19 protein-coding genes and 1 rRNA gene are annotated in these 21412 nt (G+C 68.3%); 18 read left to right on the top strand and 2 right to left on the bottom strand.

Going from position 1 to position 21412, the window contains the following annotated elements; all coding sequences use genetic code 11:
• The 8 genes from rrf to MHY30_RS10115 form a co-directional block, all read left to right on the top strand.
• Positions 1-96, top strand: a 5S ribosomal RNA gene (gene rrf / locus MHY30_RS10080); the annotation flags it as partial.
• A gap of 152 nt (positions 97-248) precedes the next feature.
• Positions 249-1457, top strand: a complete 1209-nt coding sequence (locus MHY30_RS10085) for an MFS transporter (RefSeq protein WP_239276789.1) — start codon at positions 249-251, stop codon at positions 1455-1457.
• 73 nt (positions 1458-1530) lie between these two features.
• On the top strand, positions 1531-3834 hold the full coding sequence (gene treS, locus MHY30_RS10090) for a maltose alpha-D-glucosyltransferase (RefSeq protein WP_239276790.1): 2304 nt from the start codon (positions 1531-1533) through the stop codon (positions 3832-3834).
• Positions 3835-3873: 39 nt separating this feature from the next.
• Positions 3874-4425, top strand: a complete 552-nt coding sequence (locus MHY30_RS10095; protein WP_239276791.1) for a GIY-YIG nuclease family protein — start codon at positions 3874-3876, stop codon at positions 4423-4425.
• 54 nt (positions 4426-4479) lie between these two features.
• Entirely contained in the window at positions 4480-5169 is a 690-nt protein-coding gene (locus tag MHY30_RS10100) for a hypothetical protein (RefSeq protein ID WP_239276792.1), read from the top strand.
• A gap of 113 nt (positions 5170-5282) precedes the next feature.
• Positions 5283-6113 (top strand): hypothetical protein, encoded by an 831-nt coding sequence (locus tag MHY30_RS10105; protein ID WP_239276793.1) that lies wholly within the window; start codon positions 5283-5285, stop codon positions 6111-6113.
• 53 nt (positions 6114-6166) lie between these two features.
• Entirely contained in the window at positions 6167-6916 is a 750-nt protein-coding gene (locus tag MHY30_RS10110) for a cell wall metabolism sensor histidine kinase WalK (protein ID WP_239276794.1), read from the top strand.
• A complete protein-coding gene (locus tag MHY30_RS10115; protein WP_239276795.1) occupies positions 6898-8061 on the top strand; it encodes a hypothetical protein in 1164 nt (387 codons plus the stop codon). The genes MHY30_RS10110 and MHY30_RS10115 overlap by 19 nt, the downstream gene beginning before the upstream one ends.
• A gap of 9 nt (positions 8062-8070) precedes the next feature.
• On the opposite strand, the gene MHY30_RS10120 is transcribed toward MHY30_RS10115, so the two are convergent.
• On the bottom strand, positions 8071-8457 hold the full coding sequence (locus tag MHY30_RS10120; RefSeq protein WP_239276796.1) for a response regulator transcription factor: 387 nt from the start codon (positions 8455-8457) through the stop codon (positions 8071-8073).
• A 105-nt stretch (positions 8458-8562) separates the two neighbouring features.
• On the opposite strand from MHY30_RS10120, the gene coaE reads away from it, so the two are divergent.
• From coaE to MHY30_RS10135, 3 genes are all read left to right on the top strand, one after another.
• Complete coding sequence (coaE, locus tag MHY30_RS10125; RefSeq protein WP_239276797.1) at positions 8563-9159, top strand: dephospho-CoA kinase; 597 nt, start codon at positions 8563-8565, stop codon at positions 9157-9159.
• A gap of 84 nt (positions 9160-9243) precedes the next feature.
• A complete protein-coding gene (gene uvrB / locus MHY30_RS10130; protein ID WP_239276798.1) occupies positions 9244-11313 on the top strand; it encodes an excinuclease ABC subunit UvrB in 2070 nt (689 codons plus the stop codon).
• A gap of 34 nt (positions 11314-11347) precedes the next feature.
• On the top strand, positions 11348-11770 hold the full coding sequence (locus MHY30_RS10135; RefSeq protein WP_239276799.1) for a VOC family protein: 423 nt from the start codon (positions 11348-11350) through the stop codon (positions 11768-11770).
• Positions 11771-11839: 69 nt separating this feature from the next.
• Here MHY30_RS10135 and MHY30_RS10140 read toward each other — a convergent pair whose 3' ends face one another.
• A complete protein-coding gene (locus MHY30_RS10140; RefSeq protein WP_239276800.1) occupies positions 11840-12076 on the bottom strand; it encodes a hypothetical protein in 237 nt (78 codons plus the stop codon).
• A gap of 35 nt (positions 12077-12111) precedes the next feature.
• On the opposite strand from MHY30_RS10140, the gene MHY30_RS10145 reads away from it, so the two are divergent.
• The 7 genes from MHY30_RS10145 to gap all read left to right on the top strand — a co-directional run bounded on the left by MHY30_RS10145 (position 12112) and on the right by gap (position 21408).
• Positions 12112-12546 carry a MarR family transcriptional regulator gene (locus MHY30_RS10145; protein WP_239276801.1) on the top strand — a complete coding sequence of 145 codons (435 nt, stop codon included), beginning with the start codon at positions 12112-12114 and terminating at the stop codon, positions 12544-12546.
• A 97-nt stretch (positions 12547-12643) separates the two neighbouring features.
• The gene (uvrA, locus tag MHY30_RS10150) at positions 12644-15583 is read left to right on the top strand and encodes an excinuclease ABC subunit UvrA (RefSeq protein WP_239276802.1); all 2940 of its coding nucleotides are present in this window, start codon (positions 12644-12646) and stop codon (positions 15581-15583) included.
• Positions 15584-15586: 3 nt separating this feature from the next.
• A complete protein-coding gene (gene uvrC / locus MHY30_RS10155) occupies positions 15587-17530 on the top strand; it encodes an excinuclease ABC subunit UvrC (RefSeq protein ID WP_239276803.1) in 1944 nt (647 codons plus the stop codon).
• Positions 17531-17559: 29 nt separating this feature from the next.
• Positions 17560-18438 carry an RNase adapter RapZ gene (gene rapZ / locus MHY30_RS10160; RefSeq protein WP_239276838.1) on the top strand — a complete coding sequence of 293 codons (879 nt, stop codon included), beginning with the start codon at positions 17560-17562 and terminating at the stop codon, positions 18436-18438.
• 83 nt (positions 18439-18521) lie between these two features.
• Entirely contained in the window at positions 18522-19499 is a 978-nt protein-coding gene (whiA, locus tag MHY30_RS10165; RefSeq protein ID WP_239276804.1) for a DNA-binding protein WhiA, read from the top strand.
• 167 nt (positions 19500-19666) lie between these two features.
• Positions 19667-20293: a superoxide dismutase gene (locus tag MHY30_RS10170; protein WP_239276805.1), complete on the top strand. Its 627-nt coding sequence runs from the start codon at positions 19667-19669 to the stop codon at positions 20291-20293.
• Between the two features lie 104 nt (positions 20294-20397).
• Entirely contained in the window at positions 20398-21408 is a 1011-nt protein-coding gene (gene gap / locus MHY30_RS10175; RefSeq protein ID WP_239276806.1) for a type I glyceraldehyde-3-phosphate dehydrogenase, read from the top strand.
• Positions 21409-21412 lie beyond the last annotated feature (4 nt).

Raw genomic sequence — 21412 nt, forward strand, 5'->3', positions numbered from 1 at the left:
GAAACGCCCGGTTACATTCCGAACCCGGAAGCTAAGCCTCTCAGCGCCGATGGTACTGCAGGGGGGACCCTGTGGGAGAGTAGGACACCGCCGGACTTCTTCACACGAAATGGCCACCCAATGCTGGGTGGCCATTTCGCATATACGGACACATCGTCGTTTCGGCGTCGGCCGTCCCCGCACCAGTGGGGGCGCCCGGCGCCGTCGTCGTTTCTTCAGAAGAGTGTTTCCCTGGGTAGGGTCGCATCGTGAGCGACTTCGCGGGGCATCTTCCGGGGAGCCGCGACTACCGCCGGCTCCTGGTCGGTCTGTTCTTCGGGGGAGTCGCCACGTTCGCGCAGCTGTACGCGACGCAGGCGTTGCTCCCGCAGATCGCCTCCGACACCGGCGCGGATGCCGCGACGGTGGCGCTGACCGTGTCGGCATCCACCTTCGGCCTTGCGGCGGCGGTCATCCCGTGGTCCGTCGTGGCGGATCGCGTCGGCCGCGTGCCCGCAATGGCGGTCGGGATCGTGGCCGCCACGGTTCTCGGCGGACTTGCTCCGTTGGCGCCTGACGTCGGTGTTCTCCTGGCACTACGCCTGGGGGAGGGGGTGGCGCTCGGGGCCGTTCCGGCGGTCGCCCTCGCGTATCTGAGCGAGGAAGTCGACGTGCGCCATGTCGCCGCGGCGGCCGGTTCCTACATCGCGGGCACGACGGTGGGCGGACTGAGCGGGCGTCTGTTGTCCGGTCCGGTGGGCGAGCTCTTCGGTTGGCGATGGGGGGTCGGTTCCGTCATCGTGCTGTGCGCGTTGGCATCCGCCGTGTTCCTGGCGCTGGTGCCTCGCGCTCGTGGCTTCGTGCCGGGCCGGTCGGCGCTGGTGGCCGGACCGTCCCTCGCCGCACGCCTGCGCACGAACCTGCGCTCTCCGGTGCAGCTCGCCCTGTATGCGCAAGGTTTCCTTCTCATGGGTGCATTCGTGGCCGTGTACAACTATCTCGGTTTCCACCTGCGAGAAGCGCCGTTTCTGCTCGCTCCGGGCGCGGTCACGCTCCTGTTCCTCGCCTACCTGGCGGGCACCGTCTCCTCGCCCCGTGCCGGCGTCCTGGCGGTGCGCCGGGGGAGATTCACGGTGTTGATCGGCTCGATCGGTGTCATGGCGCTCGGCGCGGTGATTCTGGTGGTGCCCTTCACCCCCGCGGTCGTCGCCGGTCTCATCGTGTTCACCGCGGGCTTCTTCGCGGCTCACGCGGTGGCGTCGGGCTGGACGCCGATCGCCGCGGAGCCCCAGGCGCGCGCGCAGGCGTCGTCGCTGTACTACCTCGGGTACTACGGCGGCTCGAGTGTGTTCGGGTGGGCTCTCGGAATCGTGTATGCCGGCGTCGGATGGGAGGCGTTCGTCGCTGTAGTCGTCGTCCTCTGCGGGCTCGGGGCTGTCCTCGCCTCGCTGGCCTTGCGTCCGAAGCATGCCGGCTGAGGCGGGGGTTTGCGCGCCCGGGTCAATCCCTCACCACGATGTCACCGATGGCGACTAGCGTCGTTACGACGACATGAGGAGGTCGCGAGTGGATGACGCCGACGAGCTGACGACAGCACGGACGCCGCACGACGGTATCGACGACGGAACGGCCGAGGACTCTGCCGAACCCGTGGTCGAGATCAGCTACGACGAACAACGCTATCCGGCCCGCCCCCGACGTCTGCGACCGCGAGACCAGTTCCGCGGCGGCACACTGCGCCGTTTCCTGACGGATCCGCGCAACGCCAACGGAGCGAACCCGTCGTATGTCGAGTGGCTGGTTCGCCAGTCGATGCTGAAGGATGCCGATGTGCTCAGCCGGCAGCTCTCCGGGCAGCCGTCGATGTGGCGCAATCCCTACGCCCGCCCCGATGCGCGGCGAGCCATCGAATCCACGGATGTCTGGTTCACCGCGTACCCGATCTCCCTCATGGCGCGTCCCGGCGAGTCCTTCCTCGATGCGCTCGGCGACGAAGCCCTGTGGGAGGCCTTCGAATGGGTCGGCATCAATGGCATCCACACGGGCCCCGTCAAGCGCGCCGGTGGCATCAGCGGGTGGCAGGAAACGCCCAGCGTGGACGGTCACTTCGACCGCATCAGCACGCAGATCGACCCTGAGTTCGGCGATGAGAACGCTTTCCGGCGCATGGCGGACGTGGCCGACGCGCACGGCGGCAGTGTGATCGACGACATCGTTCCCGGTCACACCGGCAAGGGAGCGGACTTCCGGCTCGCCGAGATGGCGTACAAGGACTACCCCGGCATTTACCACATGGTCGAGATTCCGCGCGAGGACTGGAGCCTCCTCCCCGAGGTTCCCGCCGGTCGCGATTCGGTCAATCTGGATGCCGACACCGAACGCGAACTGAGCGCCCGGGGCTACATCATCGGCGAGTTGCAGCGCGTCATCTTCTACACCCCGGGGGTGAAGGAGACCAACTGGAGCGCAACGGCGCCCGTCGTCGGTACGGACGGACTCGAGCGCCGATGGGTCTATCTGCACTACTTCAAGGAGGGGCAGCCTTCGATCAACTGGCTGGACCCCACCTTCGCGGGTATGCGCCTCGTCATCGGAGACGCGCTGCACTCCCTCGGCGACCTCGGGACGAGTGCGCTCCGACTGGACGCCAATGGATTCCTGGGCGTCGAGAAGAGCGCGGAGGGGCTGCCGGCGTGGTCGGAGGGTCATCCGCTCTCGCACGCCGCGAACCACATCATCGCCGGGATGGTGCGCAAGGTCGGGGGATTCACTTTCCAGGAGCTCAACCTCACCATCGAAGACATCCGCGACACGGGCGCCGTGGGCGCCGACCTGTCGTATGACTTCGTGACCCGGCCCGGATACCACCACGCTCTCGCGACGGCGAACACCGAGTTCCTCCGGCTCGCCCTGACGACCGCGCTGGAGACGGGGGTCGAGCCGGTGCAGCTCGTCCACGGCATGCAGAACCACGACGAGCTGACCTACGAGCTCGTGCACTGGGCCACCACGCATCGCGACACGGTCTACCCGTTCCGACACGGGGAATCCACCGGCGCGGAGATTGCGGAGACCGTCCGCGCCGAGTTGACGCAGGCACTGACCGTCGACGCGGACTACAACCTGGTTTTCACGCAGAACGGCATCGCGTGCACGACCGCCTCGCTCATCGCGGCGACCCAGGGGAAGGCCACCCTCGACGCCATCACGGACGCCGATGTTCCGGCTATCCGCGACGCTCACCTTCTGCTCGCCAAGTACAACTCGTGGCAGCCGGGTGTGTTCGCGCTGTCGGGCTGGGACCTCACGGGGTCGCTCACGCTCCCCGCCGACGAGGTGCGGCACCTGATCGCCTCGGGCGACACCCGCTGGATCGAGCGCGGTGCGCACGACCTGCTCGATGTCGCTCCGGATGCGTCCACGTCGGCATCGGGGATGCCACGGGCGCGGGCGCTCTACGGCTCGCTCGCGCGGCAGCAGGCCGATCCCGAGTCGTTCCTCACGGGTCTGCGGGACATCCTGAAGATCCGCAGCGAGAACGGGATTGCCGTGGCATCCCAGGTCGACATCCCGCAGGTGGGGCACCCGAGCATGCTCGTCATGGTGCACCGGCTCGACGGCGGAGACCGGCGCCTCGAGGACGCACCACTGCAGATCACGGTGCTCAACTTTTCGGGAGAGAGCATCGAGGGGACGGTCCGGTCGGAGTGGCTGGTTCCGCAGAGCACCGCCGTCGATGCGGCCACCGGCGATGTCGTGGGTCGCGTCGATGAACTGCAGAGCTTCGCCCTCGAGCTGGGGCCGTACGCGGGCCTGTTCCTGCGTATGCACGCGCCGGAGGTGGCCGACGACTGACCCCGGCGGCATGTCGGTGGTCGGACATACGCTTCGCGCATGAGCAAGGTGTCGTGCGTCGTACCCGGGTGCCGTGTCGCCGTCGCGTTCGATGCCCCGCTCGACCTGTGCGACGAGCATCTCTCCGTCGCAGCCGAGTGGGCGGGGCGGCGTGACGGCGTAACGGATGTCTTGCCCACGCCCTGCCGGCTGTGCGGGTCGCGGCTCGGCGTGCGCTGGCCGACCGGATGGCTGTGCGCGGTGTGCGAGTGGCGCCACGGGGAGCCGCTCGACACCGACCTTCCGCCGCCGCGCGTCGACGTCGTCTACTACCTGCGGTTCCGCGACCGCATCAAGATCGGGACGAGCGCTCAGCCACGCCAGCGGCTCCGTGCGATACGGCACGACGAGCTCCTCGCGTTCGAACGCGGCGATCGCTCGCTCGAAAGGCGCCGTCATCTCCAGTTTGCGTCCGAGCGACTCGGGGGGTCCGAGTGGTTCGATCGGAGCGAGGCCCTCGACACCCACATCGCAGCGTTGGCGGGAGGCGTCACCGATCCCTGGGACCTCTTCGCGCGGTGGACGAGCGAAGCCTTCGCCCGCCAAGGATGAGAGAGTCTCGCCCCCGCCGCGTGGCTCAGGGGACTCCAAGGCGACCGTTCTACGGTGAGATCCCCTCACCCCGGGAAGGTACTCATGGGCTTCCTCGACCGACTCTTCGGCGGCGACGACCGTCGTCGCACGACCGCCCCGACCGCGGCGCACGCGCCCGGGAGCCACTCGAGTGACGGCGGACGCTACTCGCCCCCACCGCCGCCGGGTGGTCCGACATCCGCTTCCGCGTCGACACGTGAGGACGCGCAGGCCGTCGAGCGCTATCGATATCTTCTGCGCACCGCGCCGCCAGAGACGGTCGAGCAGGTGCACGCGGAGGCCTTCGGCCGCTTGACCCCCGCACAGCGTCAGCAAGTGTTGCAGGAGCTGTCGGCCGGTCTGCCCGCCTCGGAACGACCGACCTCCGACGACCCCGGGTCGCTCGCGCGTGCCGCGACGCGTGCCGAGTACACCCGTCCCGGATTCATGGAACGCACGTTCGGTGGGCGCTCCTTCGGCGGAGGAAGCGCGGGCCCGGGCTTCGGATCGATGCTCGGAGCGTCGATGCTGGGGACGATCGGAGGCTACGTCATCGGTTCCGCTCTTGTCGGATCGCTCTTCGACCCGGGGTACGCCGCGGGCTTCGAGGACGGAATGGCCGCCGACGGCGGCGACGCGGCCGCTCTGGACGATCCCGGCATGACCGACGCGGGAGGATTCGGCGATTTCGGCGGCGACCTCGGCGGCGATTTCGGGTTCTGACGACCCTCCGGGCGTACAGCTCCCGACGTCCTGACCAGGGGGCGCACGCCGACACCGGCCCGCACCGCGTGGGCACCACCCCGTCGGCCTGCGCGCGCGATATGGTCGAGGCCATGTCCGGCTCGTCGCCGAGCGAGCGGCTCGGTCTGCATCGCAGCCTGCTGACCAATCAATTGCTGCAGGCGGCTGCCGCAATCCTCGCCGCGGCCGTGACCTCATTCCTCGGACAGATCCAGGACGTCACTTTGTTCGTCTCGGGCGCGGGCATCGTCTTCACCTGCGCCGCAGTCATCGTCCTGTCACCGCGAGATCGCTTGCCGTCATGGATCGCGCTCGCCGTGCCCGTCATCGACGTGATCGCGATCGGGCTGATGCGCGGTAGTGCGCCCGTCGCCGGGATCGGCCTGCTCTGGGCGTTTCCCGCGATATGGATCGGTGCGGCCTTCGGCATCCGCGGTGTGATCGGCGTGACCGTTGCCGTGTCGGCCATCATCACCTACCAGGCCTTCGACGAGTCGCACCGCGTTGCCGCGTCGACGTTCGTGCTGCCCTTCACGCTCGCGGCCCTGGCGACCATGTCGCACTTCGCCACGCAGCGCACGCGGGCGCAACGATCGCTCCTGGAGAAGCAGTCGGCGGAACTGCGGCGCTCCCTCGAGCGCGCACGCCGACAGGAGGACCTCGTCACCGAGGTGCTCGACGCCGTCGACTTCGGCGTCATCCACATCACGCCGGGTGGCGAGTTCGCGGTGAGCAACGAAGCCCATGCTCGTCTTCAAGCCGGCACCGACGCCGTCGGGCCGTCCTCCGCCGTGTTCGCCGCGGACGGCATCACCCCCCTGGAGTCGCGGCAGACTCCGTTCGCGCGCGCGCGCGCGCCGGCGAGGTCTTCGACGGCGAGCTCGTCTGGTACGGGATGCCGGGTGAGGATCGACGCGCGCTGAACGTGACCGTTCGACGCCTGCGTCCGCGCGACGGAGCAGATGGCGGTCGGGTCGTGGTCTCGAGAGACGTGACCGCGGAGGAGACGGCGCTGCGCGCTCGCGAAGACCTCGTGGCGAGCGTGTCCCACGAACTCCGCACCCCGCTCACCTCGATCATCGGCTATCTCGAACTCGCTCTCGACGACGACCGCCTCGAGCCCTCGACCCGTGAGCAACTGGAGATCGCCGAGCGCAACGCCATCCGGCTCAGGGAGCTCGTAGCCGACATCCTGGCGGTATCGGCAGCGTCCCGGCACGGGGTCGGCTTCGCCCTGCAGCCTGCTCCGGCGGATCTCGAAGCCATCGTTCGGGCCGCCGTCACGTCGGTCGCTCCCCGCGCGGCGGCACAGGGCATTGAGATCGATGCGAGCGCGGTGCGGTCGTGCCCCACCGTCGTCGATGCGCACCGCCTGCGGCAGGTGGTCGACAACCTGCTGTCGAACGCGGTGAAGTACAACCGCCGGGGCGGACGTGTGACCGTGACCGTCGATCGGGAGGAGGACACCGTGGTCCTCCGCGTCGCGGACGACGGTCCCGGTATCTCCCCGAGTGAACAGGGGCGGATCTTCGAGCGGTTCTTCCGGGCGGATGCCGTTCGCAACTCCACGGTGCACGGCAGCGGCCTCGGTCTCGCGATCAGCCGCGACATCGCGCGCGCCCACGGCGGCGACATCACGGTAGCGACGCAACCGGGCAGAGGTTCGGTGTTCACGGTGCGTCTGCCCCACAAGGAAGGAGCGGCGTCATGGTCCTCGATGTCCTGAGCCTGCAGATGGCGGCGTCGCTGGTCATCGTGGTGTCGGCAGTGATGTACCTGCTGGACACGCTGATGCTCAAGGATGCGCTGCCGGGCCGGCTGTGGGCCACCGCCTTCCTCTCCGGCGTATTCTCGGCGGTCGCGTACCTGGTCTGGATCGCCGTGCCCGGAGCGTTCATCGCCATCGCGCTGGGCAACGGCGCCTTCGTCGCGGCAACCGCATTCATCTGGTTGGGAAGCGTCGCATTCAACGGCCGGCCGCTCCGCGTCCCCGTCGTGGTCACCGCGGTCGCGCTGGTCGGTGTCGTCATCGCCGCGCTCGTCGAGGGATCCCGCGCCGGGGACTGGGCCGGGGCGGTCCCGCTGTTCCTCGCCAACGCGCTGTTCGCCGTCCTCGGCGCGATCGAGACGCGCCGCGGTGCCATCGCTCGACGATGGAGTGCAGCCGGATTGACCGTCATCATGGGCATCGAGGCCGTGTGGTTCAGCCTGCGAACGGTCGTGTTCCTGGCGCAGGGTCCCGACAGCGAGGTCTTCCAGACGTACTTCGGTACGAGTGTCTCGGCATTCCTCACGATGGCGCTGGTCGTCGCCGCCGTCGTCGTCACCTCGGTGCTCCGCACGAACGAGTCCGCGTTGCGGGGCAACCCCGAGACCCGTCAGCTAATCGTCGATCGGTCCGGGGTGCTGCTGCGGGAGTCGTTCGGGGCGGTCCTGACGATCCTCGTGGCTCGCGCCGACGCCGCCGGCGAAGACCTGTGCGTCATCGGCATCCGGGTGGACGATCTGCGTCGCGTGGCCACCGCGTTCGGTCCGGAAGAAGCGGAGGACATGGCGCGTGCCTTCCGTGCCTCCGTGCGCCGACATGCCCCCACCATGGCGCTGGTGGGGGTGACGGACGCGACGGGTCTGTCCGTCGCCTTCTCCACCCCTCCCGCCACGGACCATCGTCGGCTCGTCCGAGTGCTCCACGAACGCCTCGTGGACGATCTGTCCGACCTGGGCACTTCGGTCGTGCCGGTGGTCGGGATCGGGGTCGCGCTGGCGTCGGAGGACGGGCGGGACGGTCCGACGCTCGTCGACCGCGCCGATGCGAAGGCGCGTCACGCGGCCATGAGCGGCGAGCAACCGTTCGGCTTCGCGGCGGAGTGACCGGTCCGGTCAGCCTTCGTCGCCGGGCGGCAGTTCATCGGCGAGCGCCTGGACGCGCGCACGCAGCTCACGCGGACGGAACGGCTTGGTGAGGTAGTCGTCGGCGCCGGCCTCGCGGGCGAGACGTTCTTCCGTGGCATCCACTCGAGCGCTCACCATGAGGATGCGCGTCTCGCTGAACTCGCGGATGCGTCGCGCCGTCGCGAAGCCGTCGAGTCCCGGCATGCTCACGTCGAGCGTCGTGACAGCCGGGTCGCCGCGGCGGACGGCCTCGATGCCGGACAACCCGTCGGCTGCGGGGTGCACCGAGAAGCCGTGGGGCTCGAGTATCGCGATGATGAGTGATCGGATGTCGACATCGTCTTCGATGACGACCACGACGTTCGGATTCGGCATGATGACACCCTCGCGCCGGTCGGAAGGCGCAGACGCGGCCCTGAGGCGATGTTAGACCACGCAGGCGGCCCGGGGACCCCGGGGCTGCTGTGGCATCCTCGAGGGGTGACCCTCCTCGCACTGACCGGCGGAATCGCCTCGGGCAAGTCGACGATCGCGACGATGCTCGCCGAACGAGGAGCGGTGGTGGTCGACGCGGATGCCATCGTGCGCGACGTCCAGTCCCCGGGGTCGCCGGTGCTGGCGGCCATCGTCGCGGAGTTCGGTGGTGACGTGCTGCGGCCGGACGGCAGCCTCGATCGTCCCGTCCTCGGGGCGCGGGTCTTCGGGCACCCCGAGCGGCTGGCGACCCTGAACGCCCTGGTGCACCCCGCAGTCCGGGAGGAGTCGCAGCGCCGTTTCCGCGCGGCGTTCGACGCCGACGCCGACGCGGTCGTGGTGTATGACGTGCCGTTGCTCGCGGAGTCTCGGGGCACGGGGGAGTGGGATCTCGTGGTGGTGGCTCACGCGCCCGCCGAGCAGCGGGTGCAGCGGCTCGTCTCGCAGCGCGGATTCACCGAAGCCGACGCCCGCGCGCGCATCGCGGCGCAGGTCGGTGACGACGAGCGCCTCGCCCTGGCCGACGTCGTGATCGACACGGCCGGCGACGTGGATGCCACTCGCCGACAGGTGGACGATCTCTGGGAGCGCCTTCGCGCCTGATCGTCCTGCCTGCGGTCGGGGCTGCTCGCGCACGGCGAACGCAGACCCGCCCTCGATGTCGGAGGCCCCACCTACGCTGGAGGCATGCAGGCCACGCGTTCCGTCCGCCCGTTCGAGGTCGTCAGCGAATACTCGCCCTCGGGTGATCAGCCCCAGGCGATCGCCGACCTCGCCGCGCGCATCAACGCCGGCGAGACCGATGTCGTGCTGCTCGGTGCCACGGGAACGGGAAAATCGGCGACGACCGCGTGGCTGGTCGAAGCCGTGCAGCGTCCGACGCTCGTTCTCGCCCACAACAAGACCCTCGCGGCGCAGCTCGCGAACGAGTTCCGTGAACTCATGCCTCACAACGCCGTCGAGTACTTCGTCTCGTATTACGACTACTACCAGCCCGAGGCGTATGTCCCCCAGACCGATACGTTCATCGAGAAGGACTCGTCGATCAACGCCGAGGTCGAGCGTCTCCGCCACTCGACGACGAACTCGCTGCTGTCGCGCCGTGACGTCGTGGTCGTGTCGACCGTCTCGTGCATCTACGGCCTCGGGGCGCCAGAGGAGTACCTGCGAGCGATGGTCGCCCTGCAGGTGGGGGAGCGGTACGACCGTGATGCGCTCATCCGGAAGTTCATCGCGATGCAGTACAACCGCAACGACGTCGACTTCTCGCGCGGGAACTTCCGCGTCCGCGGCGACACGATCGAGATCATCCCCGTGTACGAGGAGTACGCGATCCGCATCGAGATGTTCGGTGACGAGATCGAGGCGCTCTACACGCTGCATCCGCTCACGGGCGACGTCATCCAGAAGATGGATTCGGTGCCGATCTTCCCCGCGTCGCACTACGTCGCGGGAACCGACACGGTGCAACGTGCGATCGGCACGATCGAGCACGAGCTCGGTGAGCGTCTGAAGGAACTCGAGTCGCAGAACAAGCTGCTCGAGGCGCAACGACTGCGGATGCGTACGACGTTCGACCTCGAGATGCTGCAACAGCTCGGATTCTGCTCGGGCATCGAGAACTATTCGCGGCACCTCGACGGGCGCAATGCCGGTGACCCGCCGCACACGCTCCTGGACTTCTTCCCGGACGACTTCCTCCTCGTCATTGACGAGTCGCACGTGACGGTTCCGCAGATCGGCGCGATGTACGAGGGCGACGCGTCCCGCAAACGGACGCTCGTGGAACACGGGTTCCGTCTCCCGAGTGCGATGGACAATCGCCCCCTGCGCTGGGACGAGTTCAAGAACCGTATCGGACAGACCGTGTACCTCTCGGCGACCCCCGGCCGGTACGAGATGGGTATCGCCGACGGGGTGGTCGAGCAGATCATCCGGCCGACGGGGCTCGTCGATCCCGAGATCGTGGTGAAGCCGTCGAAGGGGCAGATCGACGACCTTCTGGAGCAGATCCGCATCCGTGTGGACCGCGACGAGCGCGTGCTGGTGACCACCCTCACCAAGAAGATGGCCGAGGAACTGACCGACTTCCTCGGCGAGCACGGTGTGCGGGTCCGATACCTGCACTCCGACGTCGACACGCTGCGTCGCGTGGAGCTCCTGACCGAGTTGCGCGCCGGCGTCTACGATGTCCTCGTCGGCATCAATCTCCTGCGTGAGGGTCTCGACCTGCCCGAGGTCTCGCTCGTGGCGATCCTGGATGCCGACAAGGAGGGGTTCCTTCGCAGCGGGACGTCCCTCATCCAGACGATCGGTCGTGCCGCGAGAAACGTCTCCGGTGAAGTGCACATGTACGCGGACAAGATCACCGATTCCATGCAGAGCGCGATCGACGAGACCGAGCGGCGCCGCGAGAAGCAGATCGCCTACAACAAGGAGAAGGGCATCGATCCGCAGCCGTTGCGAAAGAAGATCGCCGACATTACCGAGGTACTCGCTCGTGAGGCGTCCGACACGCGGAGCCTCTTGTCGCGCAACGACAAGGCGGGCAAAGGCAAGTCGCCGACACCGCAGCTGCGCCGCACCGGGATCGCCGCCGAGGGCGCCGATCAACTGGAGTCGACGATCGCCGACCTCACGCAGCAGATGCTCGCGGCCGCCAGCGAACTGAAGTTCGAGCTGGCCGGACGTCTCCGCGACGAAGTGCAGGACCTCAAGAAGGAGCTGCGCGCGATGGAACGCGCCGGCCACGCCTGACCGGCGATTCGCGACGAGCGACGGAGAGACGGCGATGGAGCAGCGGATCTCCCTGGTCACGCTCGGGGTGAGCGATCTCGATCGCGCCCTGAGCTTCTACCGTCAGCTGGGGTGGCGCGAGCACCCGTCGTCGGTCGAGGGCGACGTCGCCTTCTTCGACGCCGGCGGAATGGTCGTCGCGTTATGGGCGCGCGACGAGCTCGCGGCGGACTCGATGGTGGTGGATCCGGGCGGCTGGGGTGGTGTGGCACTCGCACACAACGTGCGCACCGCCGATGAGGTGGACGCGATCCTCGAGGCGGCGGTCGCGGCCGGCGCCCACCTCGGCCGCGCGGGTGCGCCCACATCGTGGGGCGGATACTCGGGGGTCTTCCTCGATCCCGAAGGTCACCCCTGGGAGATCGCGGTCAACCCCGACTGGCCGTTGGACGACGCCGGCCGTCCGCACCTTCGTTAGCCGGGGAGGTCACGTGCCCGGTGCGGCATCCCGCGACCCCGCGGCGGCTGCCGCCATCGCCGCTCGACTTCAGGGACAGTGCAGCAGGGGCTTCGGACCAGTGCGGTCGACGCTGTGCGCGGACATCGGGTGGCCGCACAACGGACACGGACGCTCCGTCCGCACCGGCTCGGGTGTCGTTTCGTACGGGCCGACAGAGGCCGGGCCGGCGACCCGGATCAGTCGCGTGTTGAGGTACTGGTACCACCCGCCGGCGGCCCGAACGCGTTCGCGGAGCGGGGGTCGGTCGGCATCTCTGTGTGCCATGATTATTAGTGTACTAACGATTGAGGGGTCCACGCGTGGATGATCCGCTGCGATTGGAAAACCAAGTCTGCTTCGCGCTGGTCACGGCGGCCCGCAACATCGTGTCGGTCTACCGGCCGGTGCTCGAACCGCTCGGGCTGACGCACCCGCAGTACCTGGTCATGCTCGCCCTGTGGGAGCGCGCTCCCCGGTCGTTGGGGGCTCTCGCCGTCGAACTGGCGATGGAGCCGGCGACGCTCTCCCCCCTCGTGAAGAGGCTCGAGGCGCAAGGACGTGTGCGCCGCGCGCGCCGGGTCGACGATGAGCGGGTCCTCGACATCGACCTCACCGACGAGGGTCGTGCTCTGCGCGATCGCGCGCTCGCGGTGCCCGCCCAGATCATGGCCCGCGTCGGGGTCGACGAGCGCGCGCTCGAGGCGTTGCGCGACGGGCTCGCCCCCTTCGCGAAGGGGATCGACCCCGCGCCGTGAGACGCTTCCGGTCGCGGCGGCAGCGTCGCCGCGGGCGTCCGTGTGCGCCCGGGGCGAACCCGGGACCGATGTCGGAGGGGGAACCTAGACTTGTCGGGTGCCCATCGTTCCTGTCTCGTCCCCCGGAAACACCAGCGGAAAGCTCAGTGTTCGCGGTGCCCGCGTTCACAATCTGAAGAACGTCGACCTCGACATTCCGCGTGACTCGCTCGTGGTGTTCACCGGCCTCTCGGGGTCGGGGAAGTCGAGCCTGGCGTTCGACACGATCTTCGCCGAAGGTCAGCGCCGGTACGTCGAGTCGCTGAGCGCCTACGCGCGCCAGTTCCTCGGGCAGGTCGACCGGCCCGACGTCGACTTCATCGAGGGACTGAGTCCCGCGGTATCGATCGACCAGAAGTCGACCAACCGCAACCCGCGCTCGACCGTCGGCACGATCACCGAGATCCACGACTACATGCGTCTGCTGTGGGCGCGTATCGGTGTGCCGCACTGCCCCGACTGTGGGGCGCGCATCCAGCGGCAAACGGTCCAGCAGATCGCCGACCAGCTGATGGAGCTGCCCGACCGCACGCGGTATCAGATCGTCGCCCCCGTCGTCACGCAGAAGAAGGGGGAGTTCGTCGACCTCTTCAAGGAGCTGAGCGCCAAGGGATACGCGCGCGCGGTCGTGGACGGCGAGCTGATCCAGCTCGCGGAGCCGCCCACGCTGAAGAAGAGCTACAAGCACGACATCGCCGTCGTGGTCGACCGACTGGTGGCATCCAGCGACATTCTGAGCCGTGTGACCGACTCGGTCGAGACCGCCCTCGGACTTGCGGGCGGCATCATGCAGGTCAACTTCGTCGACGAGGAGGGGGATGCCGCGTGGCAGTCGTTCTCTGAGAAGCTGGCCTGCCCGAACGGTCACCCACTGCAGCTCACCGAGATCGAGCCGCGGACGTTCTCGTTCAATGCGCCGTTCGGGGCCTGCCCCGTGTGCTCGGGTCTCGGCACCCGCATGTCGGTCGACGTCGACCTGATGCTCGGAGACGAAGACCTGTCGATCCGAGACGGGGCGATCCTGCCGTGGACGACGCAGGGCAAGGGACTCTTCCAGTACTACGAGCGTCTGCTCGAAGGGCTCGCTCGCGATCTCGACTTCTCCCTTGACACTCCGTGGAAGAAGCTGTCGAAGGACGTGCAGAACGCCGTGCTGCGCGGAGAGAACTACAAAGTCACCGTCAAGTGGAAGAACCGCTACGGGCGCGAGATGCGGTACTCGTCCGGCTTCGAGGGCGTCGTGCCGTACATCGAGCGTCAGTACCTGCAGGCCGAGTCCGACACGCAACGCCAGCGCTGGTCGGAGTACCTGCGCGAGGTGCCGTGCGCGGTGTGCGACGGCGACCGCCTCAAGCCCGAGGTCCTCGCGGTGCTCGTCGACGGAACGTCCATCGCGGCGGCGTCGCGAATGAGTCTCGCCGACGCGCGCGAGTTCTTCTCGAAGCTGACCTTGACCGACCGCGAGGCCACCATCGCGGCCGCGGTCCTGCGCGAGATCCGCGCGCGTTTGGACTTCCTGCTGCAAGTCGGACTGAACTACCTCAGCCTCGGGCGCGCCGCCGGCACGCTCTCCGGCGGTGAAGCGCAGCGTATCCGTCTCGCCACCCAGATCGGATCGGGTCTGACGGGCGTGCTGTACGTGCTGGACGAACCGTCGATCGGCCTGCACCAGCGCGACAACCGTCGCCTGATCCAGACGCTCGAGACCCTGCGCGACCTCGGGAACACGCTCATCGTCGTCGAACACGACGAAGAGACCATCCACGCGGCCGATTGGATCGTCGACATCGGTCCTCGCGCCGGTGTCGACGGCGGCAACGTCGTGCATTCCGGCCCCCTCGCGCAACTGCTCGACGACTCTCGCTCCCTGACGGGCGCCTATCTCTCGGGGCGCCGATCAATCGAGGCGCCGGCGACGCGCCGCAAGGTCGACAAGAAGCGCCAGATCACGGTCGTCGGCGCCCGCGAGAACAACCTCCAGAACGTGACGGTCGATTTCCCGCTCGGAGTGCTGACGTCGGTGACCGGGGTCAGCGGATCGGGGAAGTCGACGCTGGTCAACGGCATCCTGTATGAAGTGCTCGCCTCCAAGCTCAACGGTGCCCGGCGCGTGCCGGGCAAGCACACCCGGGTCACGGGTCTCGACAATCTCGACAAGGTCGTGCACGTCGATCAGGCGCCCATCGGGCGCACGCCGCGCTCCAACCCGGCGACCTACACCGGGGTGTTCGACCGAATCCGGACGCTGTTCAGCGAGACCCCCGAGGCCAAGGTGCGCGGCTACCAGGCCGGTCGCTTCAGCTTCAACGTCAAGGGCGGGCGCTGCGAGGCGTGCTCGGGCGACGGCACGCTCAAGATCGAGATGAACTTCCTGCCCGACGTGTACGTCGACTGCGAGGTGTGTCACGGCAAGCGCTACAACCGCGACACCCTGGCCGTGCACTACAAGGGCAAGAACATCGCCGAGGTGCTCGAGATGCCGATCTCGGAGGCCGCGGAGTTCTTCGAGCCGATCCAGGCGATCCACCGCTACCTCAAGACCCTCGTCGACGTGGGCCTCGGCTATGTCCGGCTCGGGCAGTCCGCCACCACCCTCTCCGGGGGCGAGGCGCAGCGCGTCAAGCTCGCGACCGAGCTCCAGCGGCGCAGCAACGGGCGGTCGATCTACGTGCTCGACGAGCCCACGACGGGTCTGCACTTCGAAGACGTGTCGCTGCTGCTGAAGGTGCTCAACGGCCTCGTCGACAAGGGCAACACCGTGATCGTCATCGAGCACAACCTCGATGTCATCAAGAGCTCCGACTGGGTCATCGACCTCGGTCCCGAGGGCGGTGCCGGTGGGGGAACGATCGTGGCGACGGGGACACCCGAGCAGGTCGCGATGGTGAGCGAGAGTCACACGGGGGCGTTCCTCGCCGAGCTCCTCGAGACCGGTCGCACCGGTGCGCAGCGCAACACCGCCGAGCGCGAGCCGGAACTGGCCCCCGCGGGAGTCTGAGTCGTGGCATCCCGAGAACGGGTGTCGCACCTGCCCTATCGTCCGAAGCCGGGCGAAATCCCCACCAACCCGGGGGTGTACCGGTTCCGCGACGCCGAGGGGCGCGTGCTGTACGTCGGCAAGGCGAAGAACCTCCGGGCGCGTCTGTCGAACTACTTCGCTCCGCTGTACTCGCTGCACGAACGCACACGGCGGATGGTGACCACGGCTGCGTCGGTCGAGTGGACGGTCGTCCCCAGCGACGTCGACTCGCTCCAGCTGGAGTACATGTGGATCAAGGAGTTCGATCCGCCGTTCAACGTGCGCTATCGCGACGACAAGTCGTACCCCTTCATGGCGATCACCCTCGCCGACGAGGCCCCGCGCGTGATCGTCACGAGGAACCCGAAGATCCGGGGCGCGAAGTACTTCGGTCCGTACCCGAAGGTGTGGGCCGTTCACGACACGATCGACCTGATGATCAAGGTCTTCCCGATCCGCACCTGTAGCGACGCCTCCTACAAAAAGGCGATGCAATCGGGGCGCCCGTGCTTCCCCGGCCAGATCGGGCGATGCGGCGGGCCGTGCTCGATGAAGGTTACGATCGCGGAGCATCGCGCGATGGTCGACGACTTCGTCGCTTTCATGTCCGGCGGTGACCAGCGCTTCACCAAGGCGCTGACGGCGCGCATGATGGAGGCCTCCGCCGCGATGGACTACGAGGCCGCGGCGCGCTACCGCGACAAGCTGCAGGCCATCGACGCCGTCCTCGGCAAGAGCGCGCTGGTGCTGCCCGCCGACACGGATGCCGACCTCTTCGGTATCGCCGAGGACGAACTGGCCGCGACGGTGCAGCACTTCGTCGTCCGCGGCGGGCGTGTCCGGGGCGTGCGCGCGACGACGATCGAGAAAGAGATCGACATCTCCGGTGCCGAGCTCGTCGATCAGGTGCTGCAGCGCACCTACGGCGACGCGGCGGCCGCTGACATCCCGCGTCAGGTGCTGGTGCCCGAGCTTCCCGACGACGCCGAGCAGCTCGAGGCCTGGTTGCGTGAGCGGCGTGGGCGACCCGTCTCTCTGCAGGTGGCCCAGCGGGGTCCGAAGTCCGATCTGCTCAAGACCGCGACGCTCAACGCCCAACAGGCGCTCATGCTGCACAAGACCCGGCGCACGAGCGACTACGTCGCACGCTCGCAAGCGCTCACCGATCTGCAGGAAGCACTGGGACTCGCCGAAGCGCCGCTGCGCATCGAGTGCTACGACGTCTCCCATCTCGCCGGCACCAACGTCGTGGCATCCATGGTCGTGTTCGAGGACGGGTTGCCGCGCAAAGACCAGTACCGCTCCTTCGGAGTCGCCGAGACCACCGACGACACCGACTCTCTGTATCAGGTGCTGACCCGGCGGCTGGCCTACCTCGACCGGCCCGACGACGATGAGCGCGAGACGGTGGGCGGAGCGATCGTCGCGGATGCCGAAAGCCCCGAGGCCACGGCCGAGGGGGAGGTCGTGACCACCCGCAAACGGCCGCGGTTCGCCTACCGACCGCAGCTCCTCGTCGTCGACGGCGGTCAGCCGCAGGTGGCGGCGGCCGCCCGCGCTCTCGCCGACGCCGGCCACGAGGAGATCGGGCTGTGCGGCATCGCCAAGCGCCTCGAGGAGGTCTGGCTGCCGGGCGAGGATTACCCGGTGATCCTTCCGCGGACGTCGGAGGCGCTGTATCTGCTGCAGCGACTGCGCGACGAGGCGCATCGCTTCGCGATCACGCACCAGCGCAAGCGCCGCAAGCGCGACATCTCCAGCGTGCTGACCGAGGTGCCGGGTCTCGGAGAAGCGCGCATCAAGGCACTGCTGCGCCACTTCGGTTCGGTGACGGCGTTGAAGAACGCCACGCCCGAGGAGATCACCGCGCTTCCCGGCATCGGTCCGACCCTGGCGGAGGCGATCCACGCCCGGTTGTCTCGCTAGGCTGGGAACCCGACGGAAGGGCGATGGTCATGCAGGCGGAACGGGACATGCCCGGCGAGGTGCTGATCGTCACGGGGATGTCGGGCGCCGGTCGATCGACGGTCGCCAACGCCCTGGAAGACCTGGACTGGTACGTCGTCGACAATCTCCCGCCGCGCATGCTGCGGCCCCTGCTCGAGCTCACCGAGCGTGCGGGCGGGGCCGTTCCGCGCGTGGCCGTCGTCGTCGACGTGCGCGGACGCTCACTCTTCGGCGACCTGCCCGAGGCAATGCGGGCCCTGCAGGCCGCGCGCCAGGTGCGGGTGGTGTTCCTGGATGCCTCCGATGCGGTGCTCGTGCGTCGATTCGAAGCCGTGCGGCGTCCGCATCCGCTGCAGGGTGACGGCACGATCCTCGATGGCATCCGGCGCGAGCGTGAGCGTCTCACCCCCGTGCGCGAGGCAGCCGACGTCGTGATCGACACCTCGACCTACAACGTGCACCAGCTGTCGCTGCGGACCGTCCAGCTCTTCGGCGAGGAGGGCGCCGCGCGGCACACGCTGACCCTGATGAGCTTCGGCTTCAAGTACGGACTGCCCACCGACGTGGATCTCGTCGCCGACATGCGGTTCCTGCCGAATCCGTTCTGGAACGAAGACCTGCGCCCTCTCACGGGGGAAGACCCCGCCGTGCGCGAGTTCGTATTGGGGCAAGAGGGTGCGCAGGACTTCCTCGACTCCTATGCGGCGGCCCTGAGGCCCGTTCTGGCCGGTTACGAGCGCGAGAACAAGCGCCATTCCGTGGTCGCGATCGGGTGCACCGGGGGCAAGCACCGCTCCGTGGTCATGGCGCGCGAACTGGCCGCTCGCCTCTCGAACGAGCCGGGGGTCGCCGTCCGGGTGACTCACCGTGACCTCGGCCGCGAGTAGGCTGTACCCTCGTCCCCGCCGCCGCGACAGCCCCACCCGCGCTGACGCCGGCGTTGCCCCACCGTCCTGAACCGAGGAGAACCGTGCCGCTGACCGCCGACGTGAAGGCCGAGCTGATCACCGTACGCGACCCGCGTCCGACGGCGCGCGTCGCCGAGCTCACGGCGATCCTGCGCTTCTCCGGCGGTCTGCACTCGATCGCGAACCGCGTCGCGGTCGAGGCGGAGCTGGACTCCGACATCCTCGCGCGGCGGGTCGCTCGCGACCTGATGGAGCTCTACGGCGTGCGCCCCGAACTGCATCACGTGCAGGGCTCCGGCGGACGCACCGGCGGCCACTTCGCCGTGCGCGTCATCGAGGCCGGCGAAACGCTCGCGCGGCAGACCGGGCTCCTCGATCAGCGCCGGCGTCCCGTGCGCGGCCTGCCGAACAAGCTCACCACGGGTTCGCGTCCCGATCTCAGCGCGATCTGGCGCGGCGCGTTCCTCGCCAGCGGTTCGCTGAGCGACCCGGGCCGCTCGGCCGCTCTGGAGATCTCCTGCCCGTCGTCCGAGGCCGCCATGGCGCTCGTGGGCGCGGGGCACCGCATCGGCATCCCGGCCAAGGCTCGCGAGGTGCGCGGTGTTCCGCGCGTCGTGGTGCGCGACGGTGAGGCGATCCGCGGGGCCCTGTTCGAGATGGGGGCCCGACGCACGGCGGGGGAGTGGGACCAGATGCGCCAGCGGCGCGAGGTCCGCGCGGGCGTGAACAGGCTCGTCAATTTCGACGACGCGAACCTGCGCCGGTCCGCGCAGGCGGCCGTGGCCGCGTGCGCCCGCGTCGAGCGAGCGCTGGAGATCCTGGGCGACGAGGTTCCCGCCCATCTGCAGCAGGCCGGCGAGCTTCGTCTGGCCCACCGCGATGCGAGCCTCGACGAGCTCGGCCACCACGCCGACCCGCCGCTGACGAAGGACGCTGTCGCCGGGCGCATCCGTCGTCTCCTGGCGATGGCGGACAAGAAGGCCGAGGCCGAAGGCATCCCCGGAACCGAGTCCGCCGTCCCGGTGGGCGCCGAGGACTGATCGCCCACGATGACGAACGGATGCCGACACCCGGCATCCGTTCTTCCGTTACTGCGCGTCATCCGGGGAAGCAACCCCGTGGTCGGTGCGTTGCCTCTCACTAGGATGAAGACGTCACCCTCGCTGCGCCGAGGTCTCGGTGCGGCGCCGATTCGGAAGTAGAGAACATGGCGAAGTACACGCTGCCCGAACTGCCCTACGACTACTCCGCGCTGGAGCCCCACATCAGCGCGACCATCATGGAGCTGCACCACAGCAAGCACCACCAGACGTACGTCAACGGCGCGAACACCACGCTCGACCTCCTCGCCGAAGCGCGCGAGAAGGGCGATTTCGCGAACATCAACCGTCTGCAGAAGGACCTCGCGTTCAACCTCGGCGGCCACACGAACCACTCCATCTTCTGGACGAACCTGTCGCCCAACGGTGGCGACAAGCCCACCGGCGACCTCGAGGCGGCGATCGACGACCAGTTCGGTTCGTTCGATGCGTTCCGCGGCCAGTTCACCGCCGCCGCCCTCGGCGTGCAGGGCTCGGGCTGGGCCGGCCTGTTCTGGGACTCGATCGGCCAGAACCTCGTCATCCAGCAGTTCTTCGACCAGCAGGGGCAGATCGTCGCGGGCACCGTGCCGCTGCTTCTCCTCGACGTCTGGGAGCACGCCTACTACCTCGACTACAAGAACGTGCGCGCCGACTACGTCAAGGCGTTCTGGAACATCGCCAACTGGGCCGATGCGCAGGAGCGCTTCGCGGCCGCCCGTGAGAAGACTGCGGGTCTGCTGGTACTGTCGTAAACGGTGTGGGCGTCCCGGCGGGACACCCCGCCGGGACGCCGTTGTCCGCCAGCGAACACCGCAATCACGCGCTTCTCGCGCACAACTGATTCAGGAGATATTCCGTGACCGTCAAGATCGGAATCAACGGCTTCGGCCGAATCGGACGCAACTACCTCCGCGCGGCTCTCGCGCAGGGTGCAGACCTCGAAATCGTGGCGGTGAACGACCTCACCGACAACAAGACCCTGGCCCACCTCCTCAAGTACGACTCCGTCGGGGGTGTGCTCGCCGAGGAGGTCTCGTACACCGAAGACTCCATCACCGTCGGCGACAAGACCATCAAGGTCTTCGAAGAGCGCGACCCCGCGAACCTCCCGTGGGGCGAGCTCGGCGTCGACATCGTCATCGAGTCGACCGGTCGCTTCACCAAGGCCGAGGACGCCAAGAAGCACGTCGCCGGCGGCGCCAAGAAGGTCCTCATCTCGGCTCCCGCCACGGGCGACGACGCCACGATCGTCATGGGCGTGAACGAAGAGACGTACAACCCCGAGACCGACGTCATCATCTCGAACGCGTCGTGCACCACGAACTGCCTGGCCCCGCTGGCGAAGGTGTTCAACGACGCCTTCGGCATCGAGCGCGGCTTCATGATGACCGCTCACGCGTACACCGCCGACCAGAACCTCCAGGACGGCCCCCACGGCGACCTCCGCCGCGCACGCGGTGCGGCGATCAACATCGTCCCCGCCTCCACCGGTGCCGCGAAGGCCATCGGCCTGGTCCTGCCCGAGCTCAACGGCAAGCTCAGTGGTTCGTCGTACCGCGTTCCGGTTCCCACCGGCTCGATCGTCGACCTCACGATCGTCACGCCCACCGAGGGCCTGACCGCCGACCAGATCAACGAGGCGTACAAGAAGGCCGCCGCCGAGGGGCGCCTCAACGGCATCCTGCAGTACACCGAGGACCCGATCGTCTCGAGCGACATCCAGGGCAACCCGCACTCCTCGATCTTCGACGCCGAGCTGACCAACGTCTCCGGCAACCTGGTGAAGGTCTCGGCGTGGTACGACAACGAGTGGGGCTACTCCAACCGCCTCGTCGACCTGACCGAGTACGTCGCCGAGCGTCTCTGATCGC

The organism is Microbacterium sp. ACRRU (assembly GCF_022346945.1).
GTDB lineage: Bacteria > Actinomycetota > Actinomycetes > Actinomycetales > Microbacteriaceae > Microbacterium > Microbacterium mcarthurae.